This is a genomic window from Priestia sp. TSO9, assembly GCF_021029645.1.
GTDB lineage: Bacteria > Bacillota > Bacilli > Bacillales > Bacillaceae_H > Priestia > Priestia megaterium_E.
Genome location: NZ_JAJEKD010000009.1, coordinates 879,326 through 892,131, shown reverse-complemented (window position 1 = coordinate 892,131; position 12,806 = coordinate 879,326). Strand labels below are relative to the sequence as shown.

The window sequence follows — 12,806 nt, the reverse complement described above, 5'->3', positions numbered from 1 at the left end:
TATTAGCTAATTAATGCTTGGGGGAACTTCAAGCCAGCCTTTTTTGATCATAATTTCTGTTGCTTCGCTTGCATATTGAAACGCATCTTCTCCTATCAGCATCATTTTAGCTACAATATCTCTTCTAAAACTAAAGGCTGCTCCAAATGCCTGACTTCCAATACTAAAATTACTAAGTAAAATATCGCATGTCAGCATCAAACGATCAGAAAAAGCAGGCGTCTCAGAAGTCGTTATGCTTCCTGTTGAGGCAACAGAAGGTGAAATATCGTCTTGTATAATTACTTCTTCTAGACGCGTAATAATCTTTTTACTGAGCTCTTTTCCTTTCAAAAAATGCTTTTTGACTTCAGTATCTTTAGCCGTTTGAGAAAAAGCCTTCATTAACTTCATCCCGACAATGTTTGTTTCGACCCCATGATAAAGCTGAGCTAGCTCCATCGTATTTAATACTCTTTTATCCGCAAATACATTTAAGCCGCTTAGATATTTTCTATCCGAAACAAACTCAACGCTAGTTGGCATCGGAATATAGGGTGGGCGTGATAAAATCCCTTTTTTCAGTAAATACTGCGTACAGGAATCGTAGCAACCTTGCGTAATCTTTGTTAAATCTTGATAAAATTTCACCACATCTTCTCTGTAGGCCTTACCTAAACTTAATGTATACATCCCCATACTAATTTCTTTAATAACACGAAGAAACATAATATCAAATCCATTAGTAAATAGTTTTGGAGCCTGTACGTTTACGTCTTGAGATGAAAGCCCCGTTGGCACTACGGCTCCTTCTTTTTCAAATATTGTTTTTATCTTTCGTATGTATATAATAAGCTGTTCACGCAAGTCCGTCATGATTGTTTTAGCATCTTCATCGTCTGCATGTTCAATCATATAATCCAACAAGCAAATGATTAACGTTTTCTGCTGATATGTCATCCACAGCGTTCCAATTTCACTTGAGGTAATACTAGGTTTATCAGGCACTGTTACTTCCCTCCGCTTCTTCAGCTTTGTTGAGTGCTTTTATCTCTCAAAAGAGAACATACTCATTGTACGTTTACTTATCATTATGCTATCCAACATTCTTTTTTTTATTTAACCCGCTGACCTATAGCTTTTGAGCAACAAAAAAACAGCTCCGCACTTACAGAACTGTTTTTTATCTTAACGAAACGAGTACTCAACACCTGTTAAGTCCTCAGATACGCTCCATAGTTTTTCCGCTACGTCCGGTTTAAATAAAACGTCTCCCATCATATCTTTTACAGGATATCCTTTTTTAGCATCTTTTCCGTCTGGCCCAATATATGTACCGCCTTCTATTGGTTCAGTAGCTGCATAAAGAGTAGGCAGCGCGCCCATTTCTGCAGATTGACTAAATAGCTTGACTAAAAATTTCAACAAGCCGTTTGGTTCTTTACCTGAACCGCGTGATAATAGGTTTGTATTAGAAATACCTGGATGTACAGCGGCACTAATTGTCGTTGATCCGGCTGCTTCTAAGCGAGTTTGCAATTCTTTGGCAAACAATAGGTTGGCGAGTTTGCTTTGTCTATAGAACTTCATTGGACTGTAGCCTTTTTCTCCGTCTAGATTATCAAAATAGATTTCTCCAGAATTAGCGGCTATACTGCTTACCGTTACGACACGTGAATGTGGAGTGGCCATTAGTAAAGGAAGCAGCAAACCCGTAAGTGCAAAATGCCCTAAATGATTACAGCCAAACTGCAGTTCAAATCCGTCTTTCGTTTTGCTGTGAGGCGGCACCATCACGCCTGCATTATTAATGAGAAGATCCAAAGACAAGTATTGTTGAAGAAATTGATTGGCAAAATCCCGAATAGAGCTCAAGTCACTGAGATCTAATGACATAATAGTCACTTTAGCATTCCCGTTATCTGCTTTAATTCTCTTCTTAGCTTCTTTCCCTTTTTCCTCATTACGCACAGCAAGAATGATTTCTGCTCCGCGAGCTGCTAGAGCCTTTGCAGCTTCAAAGCCAATACCACTGTTTCCTCCCGTTATAAGGGCTGTTTTTCCCGTTATATCAGGCATTCGTTCAGCTGTCCATTTTGTTGTCATATAAATTTCTCCCTTTCAGCTATAGCTTTTTTCTAGAATTTACGCGTCTCAGTCACACTAAATTTTACGTTTTTTTATCTGAAACCTTCTTGTGTTCTTTTTTAAAAATCAAGATATGTATAAAGTATAATGTCTTCAAAACAAAAGGAACAAGCTTTTTCACAGCTCGTCCCTTTTATATGTTCATGTGGTCCGCGGTGAATCGTAGCGTCCAAACCAGTCGTACCTGTTTGTGGAGATCCATTTATATAGCGGACTAAACGCTTTTTTCATCAATGGTAAATGCAGAAGCACACCTATTGGGAATGTAAGAGGCAAAACAGCTAAAAGCCTTCTGACCGTTTCAAATCCTGCTAATACTTCCCCTTTTTTGGTGACCATATGAATTTGATCATATAAGTCTCTTCCTTCTTCTTTTAAATAGCTATACTCCGTTCGTTCAATGTATTGAACTGGAATCCACTGGATTTGGTTCGTCCAGTCTAGCGCTTTAATTATTTTTTTTACGTTGTAACATAAAGGACATTCCGCATCAAAAAATACTTTGTGCTTCATTGTTTCCACCTTTCTTCCCTTATTTCTTTTTCCTTAGTTTATAAATACCCTTTTCTCATTTTTAATAATCATCATTAGGAGGCATTTCTTGTATAGCCTGGCTTTAAAGCGAACATTTTTTGTGGGGTTTCTTTTGTGAAGCCGTGAAAGAAGGCAGGATTTTTTTATAAAATATCACTTTTTTGGTTTAAAGCGCTAAAAACATGTTAGAATAGATTTCATATTGATTTGAAGCACTAGACACACCCATTCAGTCGCATACTAAAAAGAACTGAATAAATCCAATGATAAAAGGTAAAGGTAATGTCTTCATAAACTTATCATGGAAGTAGGTTTATAAATAACGAAGAAAAAAGGAGGAACGGATGATTACTTTTATCCATTTCATATAAGCTTTTTTACGTAAGGATGTGTAAACGATGAAAAATAAGTACATGCTGTCAGCTTCAGGTATGTATATTAACTATTTTCTACTTGGCATGGTCAATATCATGCTTGCATCAAATATGTCATTTTTGACAAAACAATTAAATACCGACGGTGCTGGAATCAGCTATATTATTTCGGCTATCGGAATTGGAAAATTGCTTTCGTATTCTCTATCAGGCATCTTGTCTGATAAAGTCGGACGAAAACCTTTGATTCTTGTTTCGTCTCTGACGATGGCTATTTTCTTAATCGGCATTCCATTATCGCCAAATTATCCAACAGCCTTTATCTTTGCCATTATTGCTGGTATTGCAAACTCTGCTATGGACGCTGGAACATACCCTGCTTTAATTGAAGTTTTCCCTAAATCTTCAGGTTCAGCCAGTGTTCTTGTAAAAGCATTTATATCAGCTGGAGCGGCACTTCTTCCGTTTATGATTGCCTTTTTTGCAGATCGTGATTTGTTTTATGGGTATGCTTTTTTCCTTCCGGCTCTTATTTATTTACTAAATATGATCTTTATGTTCAAACTGCCTTTTCCCAATCATAAACGCGAACAGAATACAGTTCAACAAGAAAGTGCGGCAGAAAATAAATTCGTCTCTCCTCCTAAGATGAAGCAAGAAGGAATTGCTCTTATTGTGATTGGATTTACTTCTACAGCGCTTTTTACAGTGGCTCAAATTTGGCTTCCTACTTATGGTCAACAAGTATTAGGTATGGCTGAAAGCAGCTCGGTTCGCCTTTTAAGCTACTATAGCATCGGAGCTTTAATCTCTGTTTTAGTATTAGCCGTATTATTAAGCAAAGTGCTTCGCCCTGTAACGGTTATCCTTGTTTACCCGATGATTACTCTTATCGCTGTACTTACCCTGCTGTTTGTTAAAGTACCTGCTATCGCGATTGCAGCTGCTTTTTTGATGGGATTTTCTACGGCTGGGGTCTTTCAATTAGCGATTACCGTTATGACCGAGCTTTTCTGGAACAAAAAAGGAACGGTTACGGGAATTGTAGCGACCGCTGCTGGATTAGCTGCAATTTTATTGCCTTTAGCAACAGGGCTCATGTCTAAAACAGGACATATTTCGATCATCTTTATTTTTGATGCGATGCTTTCAGTAGTAGGTATGGCGGCAGCGGCTTTTGTTAATTACCGCTACCGAAAAATTTTAAATAAAAATCGCAGCGAACAAATACAAGAAACAGCATCATAAATAAAGAGGCTGGGGCAAAAGTATTTTAGAGAAAGTAAAAAAACGAACCATTGATTAATGGTTCGTTTTTTTATTATGGTGAACGTATGGGTCATTTGTTTAGGTCCTTCTAGCAGTTGATTGGAGCGCAAGCGACGAGGAGGCTCATCGGCCATCCGCGGAAAGCGAAGACTTGCACGGAAATCAACTGCGGTGTCACAAGCAGTCCAGCTCATGCATACTATTTGTTCGTCTTTATATTGGATTAATTTAGTAAAACCTCAACTTCTTCTTAACTTTTTAAGTCATTTCCTCAGCTGATTTTTGCTTCATAAATAGAAACATCACACCTGAAATAACCGCAAAAACAGCTAAAATGTAAAAGGTAGAAGGCAACGGAATCACGTTAACTAGTGACCCCATAGCTAAGCTGCTGACAACTGCTGAAGTTTGTATAGCCATCATATATGCCGTTGTGGCTAGTCCAATTTGACGCGGGGCTAGTGACTGAGCATACACCATTCCTACTCCCATTGTAGCGGATAGAATAAAAGCATAAAATACTTGAAGCGCAATTAATCCACTCAGCGGTAGATGAAGACTCGTTAAAATAAAATAAAGCACTTGGCAAGCTATTCCAATAACAAAGAATCGTTTAACGCCAATCTTATCAGAAAAATAGCCTCCTAATGGCATAAATACTAGCTCAAAAACAGATGTTACGGTAAAGAGAATACCTACAATCGAAACGGATTGCTTTAAGGTATCTGTTACATACAGCGGCAAATACATAGAACGACCGGAGTCCCCCGCAAAAATGAAAAGAGCTGCTACGAATACAGCTATCAATACAGAAGGTATACGAGCTGGCGCTTTTGAAGATGCATGAGCTGAAGTTTGAGGTATACTGCTTTCTTCTTTAAGCGCAAAAAGAACCCACACTAAAGTTGCTAGGGATAACAACCCTGATAATAAAAATAAAAGAGTATACCCTCCGTGGTCAATGATTAAAGCACCAAGCATAGGCCCAAAAATATAGCCTTGTGAAAAAGCCATTCGCACGGTACCAGTAATCGTACCTGCCTGCGATTTGCTTTCTTGCTTTTTAACAATAAAATCATTCAGCAGGGCAAAGAAAAAAGAAAACGCATTAAACCCTCCTATAGCAAGTAAAATGAGTGCTATTGTATAAGAATGCGTAAACGCTAATGGCACTCTTGAAATGGTTCCAATCAGTAACGCCCAAATAATAAATGGCTTTCGTTTCCCCCATTTGTCTGATAACGAAGCTAAATAAAACGATACGATTAAACCAATAATGCTCATTGGCACAAATAAAAACCCTGCTTGAAAAGAAGTGGCATGCAATGTATTTGTTGCCCAAACCGTTAAATAAGGCATAAAGCCGCCAACAGACAATCCGATAATAAATAATGAAATAAAAATCGTTCGAAAATCCCGGTCTGTAAATACAATCTTTATGCCTGATACAAACGAATTTTCTGCTTTCGACATAAACTCATTTCAACCCTTTCTATCCAGCTGTTAAACGTTCCATTTCCGCAAAAAAATGCACCTTTCTTCAAGAAAAAGTAGAAGAAAGGTGTGTAAATAAAGCTTATTTTCCAATTTGCACAGCGATTTTTTCTTTTTGTTCTTCTTTGCTAATAAGTTCTTTGAATTTGCTCAAAAGAGGTGCTTTTAATTCTTCATCTTTTAATGCAAAAGCAAGAGTCGTAAAAATAAAATCTAATTTTTCCCCTGCATCATAACGTTTGCCTTCGAATTCGTAAGCATAAATAGAACGGTCTATATTCATACGCTGAATAGCATCCGTTAGCTGAATTTCCCCGCCTTTTCCAGCTTCTTGCGTTTCAAGATAATCAAAAATGTCAGGTGTAAATACATACCGTCCAATAATTCCTAAATTAGACGGAGCTTCTTCGACTGACGGTTTTTCTACAAAACCATTCACTTCGTATAACCGTTTTTTATTTGCTTTTGGATCTATAATCCCGTAACGGTGAACGGATTCTTCCTCTACGCGCTGTACGCCGATAACCGACGATCCCGTTTGGTTATACTGGTCAATCAGCTGTTTTAAACAAGGCTGGTCTGGGTCTGTTAAGTCATCTCCAAGTAAAACTGCAAACGGTTCGTTTCCAATAAACTGTCGAGCGCAGTTAATCGCATGGCCAAGACCCTTCATTTCTTTTTGACGCACGTAATGAATATTCGCTAGTTCAGAGATATGCTCCATTTCTTCTAATAGTTCAGTTTTTCCTTTTTGATCAAGCAAGTGTTCTAGTTGAACATTATGATCAAAATGATTTTCAATTGCTTGTTTCCCGTTTCCTGTAACAATTAAAATATCTTCGATTCCTGATTTTAAGGCTTCTTCTACAATAAATTGAATTACGGGCTTATTTACAATTGGAAGCATTTCTTTTGGAATAGATTTTGTAACGGGTAAAAAACGAGTACCTAACCCTGCTGCCGGTATAACTGCTTTTTTTATAGTCTTCATATTATTTACTCCTCTCTGTTAGTTATCTAGCTGCCTTACATCTATTACGCTTTAACAGGCACCATCTTGAAAATTTCTTTCACTCCTTGTTTGTATCCTCCCGCTGAGCGAAGTGATTCTCCAATTTGTTGTGCATGCTGTTTATATGTGGGAGTAGTTAAAACGTCGTTAACTGTATTTTTGATTAGCTCAGCAGATACATTATTTTTATCTAATTTTACACCTGCTCCTAACTCCTGCACACGATCTCCAACCATAAATTGATCCACGGCCATTGGAATAACGACAAGCGGCGTATCGTAGTATAAACCTTCACTGCTGCTGTTCATTCCGCCGTGAGTAATAAATAAATCCGCACGTTTTAAAATTTCTAGCTGCGGTACGTACTGTTTCACAATGAAGTTTTCTGGAATGTGTGCTAATTCTTCAGGTTTTGTATTTTTACCAATAGATAAAATAACTTTACCCTTAAAATCTTTTAATGCTTCTATACATAAGTTATAGACTTCTAGCTGCTGATTAAAAATAGTTCCCATAGAAACAAAAATAATTTTTTCATTTTCATTTTGTAAGTAAGAAGGATCTTCAATATCTAGTCGTTTAACAATTGAAGGACCAATAAACTTGTACTCATTCGTAAATTCAGATACGTGTGGCTGAAAGAATTCTGACGTAAATACTAACGTAATATCCCCTGGATTCGACATAATGTCCATGGAATCTTTTAACTCAGTATTATATTGGTTGTTGAACTTATTTAATGATTTTTCGAATTGAGGATAAAAGGAAGATTGTTCAGGCTCTGTTTGACCACTTGGCATCATACAAGTTGCTAACTCCTTATTTAACGCAAATGTCGTACAAAGAGAAACCTTCGGAAGCTGAAGAAGGTCGGCCACAGTGGAACCTGCTAAAAGGTGATAATCATAAAGTACATAATCATATGTTTCATGCTTTGTTTCACTCATGATTTTAGTAATAATATTCTCAGATTCATTTAAAAACAAATTCATTACTTCATAGCGATCATAAGACTCTTCTTTGGTCATTCGATTGCTCATATCAAGACTTGGACGAAAATCTTCGTATTCACGAAATGTCGCGCCTGATTTTTGAATTTTTTCAGCGTAGTCTTCAATGCCGTAATAGACGACCTTCTCCCCTTGAGCCATCAATTCTTTTACAATTCCTAAAGAAGGATTCACATGCCCTTCACCTGGAAAGCCTATTACTAATACATTTCCCATAACATCCATTCCTTTCACTTAGTTAATGATTAAATGACTTAATTATTCATTTAGTAAATCTATTGTATAGAAACTGAATTTACTATAAATTATCTTTACCGTAAAGTCATTAAGCGTTTTCAACTAAAAAAAGGTTAAATAGGCTCATTTTGGAATATAGTTATAAATTAACTCAAGAAAAACAAATATTGTAAAATTTATCTTGTTTGTAAATAGATGTATACGCTTTACACCTGATTCGAATAAAAAAACACACCCCGCTACATTAAGCATGAGGTGTGTTGTTCGTTTAGAAGTTGTATAACTCCCATATATCTGATGTTTCTGAACCAATATACCAAGCTGCCGCTCCGCCTAAATGATAGTCATTAATCAAATTAACCCGGCGCTGCATAGATGCTTTGTCCTCGAGCCATATTTGATGCTTCGTACCATTTTCGGTGTATTCTACATAGTACTGAGAGGCTTGGCTGTCCCATTTCTTGGTCAGCTTTTTAGAAGAGATAACAGATTCAGCTTCTTTCATCGTTAAGTCTTTTGTGACAACTTTTTTGGTCGATAGATTCGTTTTCCATTCTCGCGTATAAAAAGGAACTCCCAGCAGGATTTTATGTGCAGGTACATCTTTCATAAGAAGTTCTGTTCCTTCTTTCACCCAAGGCAGCGAAGCCACAGACCCTGGAACCTGACTTCCTCCCCAGTGTTCTTCATAACCCATCATAATGACGTAATCTGCCACTTGACCAATCTGTTTTCGATCAAAGCTTCCTGACCAAAACGGATCATTATTTTCTCGTGTGACATCTACTGAAACGGTCATACCATGAGGCTTTAACGCTGCTTTTAATTCTTTAATAAATAAAACAAAATCTTGTTTGTTTTTGATATTAATATTTTCAAAGTCAACATTGATCCCATCGCTGTTTGTTTTTACTAGCGAACTTTCTACTGACGATACAAGCTTTTGCCGCTTTGCTTTGTTACTTAGCACATCGCTTGTAAGCACATCATCGAAATTGTTACCGATGAGCGGCCAGACTTTTTTGCCGTTTTTATGAGCCGTTTGAACATATGATTCATTTATAGAAGATGAAACAACTTTGTCATTCGACGTTAGCGTAAACCAACGAGGTGAAACAACGTCTAAATTCTTTTGTTTCATCGATTCTGTGTAGCCTGCTGTTTTTTCATTAAAGCTCCAACCCATAACTACAGGCTGATGCTTCTTTTGCGCTAAATCAGATTTTTTGATCCAGCCCTTTTTTCCTTCCAAAAGCTGTACTTGTACATAGTAATCAGGAATAATAAGCATTTGTCCGGGCTTAATGTTTGTTGAGGATAGCTGATTTAACTTTGTTAATTCATTTGCTTTTACACCGTACTTTACGGAGATTTTCCAAAGCGTATCTCCTGATACTACTTTATGTAACAAGCCTTTTGGCGGTATTTTCAGCGTTTGCCCTGGAATCAGCTCCGTCTTTTTCAGCTGATTTTGTTTTATTAGATCACTGACTGTTACACCGTATTGCTTAGCTAGTAGCCATAGTGTATTTCCCGGCACTACCGTATGAGTAGCAACCTGAGCTGCATCTCCAGCTTCAGATGAAATGACAGGAAATTCTTCTCCTTTTTTCACTGTCTGCATAACAGAAGAATGTAAAGAAGGAGAACGATATACGTTTACGTTGTCACCTTTGACAGTGCCCACTGAAGAAGCAGCGGCTCCTTTACTCATCGGGGCCAATCCTCCGCTGAAAAGACAGAGAACGATCAGGCTCATACATATTTTCTTCATTTTATAATTTCGCCTCCCCACTTTTTGACATCACCTGTCTAGTTTACTACTCCTATAAGATAGAATCCTAGAGGTACATTGTGGTAAAGCGACGTCTGGGTATACGTAAAATTCAAATAAAAAAGCTTACCGTCCGATGACGATAAGCTTTCGTTTCTTATGCATTTCCCACTACATTTTGATCTTTAATATCCATATCAATTGTATTAGCGGTACTGGCACTGCTTGTAATATTCATAAAATTCCCTGTGTTCCCGCTGCCAGAACCGACTGTTGTAAAAGCTGTGCTTTTTGGCTTAATAGCTAGACAATCACCAAACTCCACTGAAGATGAAACCAATACATTCGAGATATTTACGGCTCCTACTACCGATGGCATCTGCCTCTCCTCCTGTTCAATATCTATCTGCTATAGGATATGAGCAGAAGGCCAAAAAGTAGCTTTTTCATCTTTTTAATTTTATTAAGGATCAATTCGTTTATACCTTGATTCTGCAAACATATATACTCCGTATGCCATAAGCCCGATTGATACGATAGCCAGCAGTACAGACCCAAAAGGACGCTGTGCTACTTCAGCAAGTGCTCCATCTAACCCTTTCGTTTCGTCTGGATCCGCTTGAAGAGCCGTGCGAATAAGAAAGAAACCAATAATGCCAAAGACGATACTTCGGGCAATAATACCTGCTTTTCCGATATGCCCGCTCCATCGCCACTCTTCTTTTGACATTTCGTTTTTCTTTAGTTTTTTTAGGAAGCGTCCTGAAAGAGCCCAGTATACTTGTCCTATACCAAAGATAATGATACCGATACCTGTAAGCGCAATGATGGTTTGCCCAAAGGGATAAGATAACAACTTGGCTGACACCGTCTGATAATGCTTACCTGACGTATGAACGTGAGCATGAAGCAAAATTTTCACCGAACTCACACAAAGACTAATATAAAACGTGGCGACAACTAAATAGCCTAAACGAGTAAAAACGCCTTTTCCTCCATGTCCAACGTGGTGAGGATCAAAAATAGCAGAAATGATTTGCCAAAACGCATATCCACTTAAACCTACTGCCAAAACAATTAAAATTAAAAATCCAAACGGCTGCTTTGCAATTGTGTGTAGGGCTCCTTGAGAAGTAACTAAATCGCCTTTTAATCCGAAAGCTGTCTGAATCGCTAATATACCGATGATAAAATAGACCACACCTTGAGCCACATGACCAAACCGTGAAAAACGCACGACAAATGGCTTAGTACGTTCTTTTAAGCGATGTAACTTTCGGCCCAACGTATCTTTTTTAACAAATGGAGATTCACCCATACGTTTCCTCCTGCTTTTTGAAAACAAACTTTATTTTATAAAACACCTGAAAATAAGCGTGCAAATGACTCTTTCGAACGTTCTACTAAGCTTCGCTTGTAAAATGCTACTGGTTTGATCAAATGACTGTCTTCAATATCTTCTTCGTAATTTTTGATGAGCGTTTGAATCGTCTCTCCTTCAATTAAAAATGCATTAACTTCAAAGTTCAGATGAAAACTTCTCATATCCATATTTGCAGTACCGACCGAAGCCATATCTCCGTCTATAATCACAATTTTTTGATGCAAAAACCCTTTTCTATACGAATATACTTCAATTCCACATCGAAGAAGTTCAGCAAAATATGACCTCGTTCCATATTGAGTCAGAAAGCCATCATTAATTTCGGGTACCATAATCCGTACCTCTACACCTTTTCTAGCCGCAATACGAAGGGCGGTTCTTATGGCTTCATTTGGAACAAAATAAGGAGTTGAAATCCAGATTGATTTCGTCGCGCTTGTAATCATAGTATAGTAATAATCACTCATATTTTCCTGCGTATCAGGCCCTGTCGCCACCACTTGCACAAAGCCTTCTCCTTCGACAGGATGAGGCTTTGTATACGCTTCATTGTTAATTAAGCATTCTCCAGAAACGTATTCCCAATCGAACATAAAGATCGAATGCAAGGTTTGAACAGATTCTCCTTTTAGCATCAGATGAGTATCTCTCCAAAAACCAATTTTTTTGTTTTTTCCTAGATACTCATCCCCAACATTCAATCCCCCTACAAAACCTACTTCCCCGTCAATTACGACTATTTTACGGTGGTTTCGAAAGTTAAATTTTTGATTGAAAAATCCATACTTAATAGGTAAGAAAGGATGCACTTTAATATTCGCTTTTTTCATTCGTTTAATATCTGAACCCGATAGTGTAAAACTTCCCATTGTATCGAATGTAAAGCGCACTTCTATACCTTCGCTTGCTTTTTTTATTAAAATATCAATGATTTCTTTTCCTAGAGAATCTGAGTGAAACATATAGTATTCCATATGAATAAACTGTTTTGCTGATTGCAAATGCTTTTTGATTTCATTAAACGTTTCTTGCCCGTTCTTAAGGACGTAGGTTTTTGTATGAACATTCATCTTCGTCAAAGATACACATTGAAGATACTGAGCAAAGTAACGCTGATGCGATTGAAGCGGCGATAGATCAGGGGTCGTTTCTTTATCTGCCATCTTTCTAAGCATCTCTCGGTTATGCATACGCTTTTTTTTGAACATATGCCCCTTTAAATAGAGCTGTCCTGAATACAAATAAAAGAAAAAACCTGCAACAGGGAAGAAAAAGAGGACATACATCCAAACCAACGTACTTTCAGGCGTTCGATTTTCAAGCATAAGTGAATACATACAAATGAAAATGATGACACCATATAATCCAACTAAGGCATACTTCCAATGAACATCAATAGAGGTAAAAAAGAAAGCATAAATGGAAAGTAAAATAATAAATAAAAAAATAAAGTCCAACCGGCGTTTTTTCATAAAAGCTCCCCTAAAAACAAACTGTATTGTATCACTTGTCTATCTTTCATATGAGGTAGTATATGGAATACACAGAATTCTTATCATGCACGCTACATAAAATGTACATATATTTGCAC

At 37.4% G+C, this 12,806-nt stretch carries 11 protein-coding genes; 1 reads left to right on the top strand and 10 read right to left on the bottom strand.

What is annotated here, in order from left to right; translation table 11 throughout:
• Window positions 1–6 precede the first annotated feature (6 nt).
• The 3 genes from LJC66_RS07235 to LJC66_RS07225 all read right to left on the bottom strand — a co-directional run bounded on the left by LJC66_RS07235 (window position 7) and on the right by LJC66_RS07225 (window position 2,640).
• Entirely contained in the window at window positions 7–987 is a 981-nt protein-coding gene (locus LJC66_RS07235) for a DUF3231 family protein (protein ID WP_116737189.1), read from the bottom strand.
• 180 nt (window positions 988–1,167) lie between these two features.
• Entirely contained in the window at window positions 1,168–2,085 is a 918-nt protein-coding gene (locus tag LJC66_RS07230) for an oxidoreductase (RefSeq protein WP_195694952.1), read from the bottom strand.
• Between the two features lie 183 nt (window positions 2,086–2,268).
• Entirely contained in the window at window positions 2,269–2,640 is a 372-nt protein-coding gene (locus LJC66_RS07225; RefSeq protein WP_014460871.1) for a thiol-disulfide oxidoreductase DCC family protein, read from the bottom strand.
• Window positions 2,641–3,059: 419 nt separating this feature from the next.
• Between LJC66_RS07225 and LJC66_RS07220 the strand changes: the two genes are divergently transcribed.
• Window positions 3,060–4,283, top strand: coding sequence for an MFS transporter (locus tag LJC66_RS07220; RefSeq protein ID WP_116737193.1), 1,224 nt, complete (start codon window positions 3,060–3,062; stop codon window positions 4,281–4,283).
• 279 nt (window positions 4,284–4,562) lie between these two features.
• On the opposite strand, the gene LJC66_RS07215 is transcribed toward LJC66_RS07220, so the two are convergent.
• The 7 genes from LJC66_RS07215 to cls form a co-directional block, all read right to left on the bottom strand.
• On the bottom strand, window positions 4,563–5,777 hold the full coding sequence (locus tag LJC66_RS07215) for a sugar efflux transporter (RefSeq protein ID WP_230932126.1): 1,215 nt from the start codon (window positions 5,775–5,777) through the stop codon (window positions 4,563–4,565).
• Between the two features lie 103 nt (window positions 5,778–5,880).
• Complete coding sequence (galU, locus tag LJC66_RS07210; RefSeq protein ID WP_230932125.1) at window positions 5,881–6,789, bottom strand: UTP--glucose-1-phosphate uridylyltransferase GalU; 909 nt, start codon at window positions 6,787–6,789, stop codon at window positions 5,881–5,883.
• Window positions 6,790–6,833: 44 nt separating this feature from the next.
• Complete coding sequence (locus LJC66_RS07205) at window positions 6,834–8,036, bottom strand: macrolide family glycosyltransferase (RefSeq protein WP_230932124.1); 1,203 nt, start codon at window positions 8,034–8,036, stop codon at window positions 6,834–6,836.
• A gap of 289 nt (window positions 8,037–8,325) precedes the next feature.
• Window positions 8,326–9,771: a glycosyl hydrolase family 18 protein gene (locus LJC66_RS07200; RefSeq protein ID WP_195694957.1), complete on the bottom strand. Its 1,446-nt coding sequence runs from the start codon at window positions 9,769–9,771 to the stop codon at window positions 8,326–8,328.
• Between the two features lie 217 nt (window positions 9,772–9,988).
• Window positions 9,989–10,210, bottom strand: a complete 222-nt coding sequence (locus LJC66_RS07195; protein WP_045294391.1) for a spore germination protein — start codon at window positions 10,208–10,210, stop codon at window positions 9,989–9,991.
• Between the two features lie 84 nt (window positions 10,211–10,294).
• Complete coding sequence (locus tag LJC66_RS07190) at window positions 10,295–11,149, bottom strand: DUF1206 domain-containing protein (protein ID WP_195694958.1); 855 nt, start codon at window positions 11,147–11,149, stop codon at window positions 10,295–10,297.
• 35 nt (window positions 11,150–11,184) lie between these two features.
• Window positions 11,185–12,687, bottom strand: a complete 1,503-nt coding sequence (gene cls, locus LJC66_RS07185; RefSeq protein ID WP_013056202.1) for a cardiolipin synthase — start codon at window positions 12,685–12,687, stop codon at window positions 11,185–11,187.
• Window positions 12,688–12,806 lie beyond the last annotated feature (119 nt).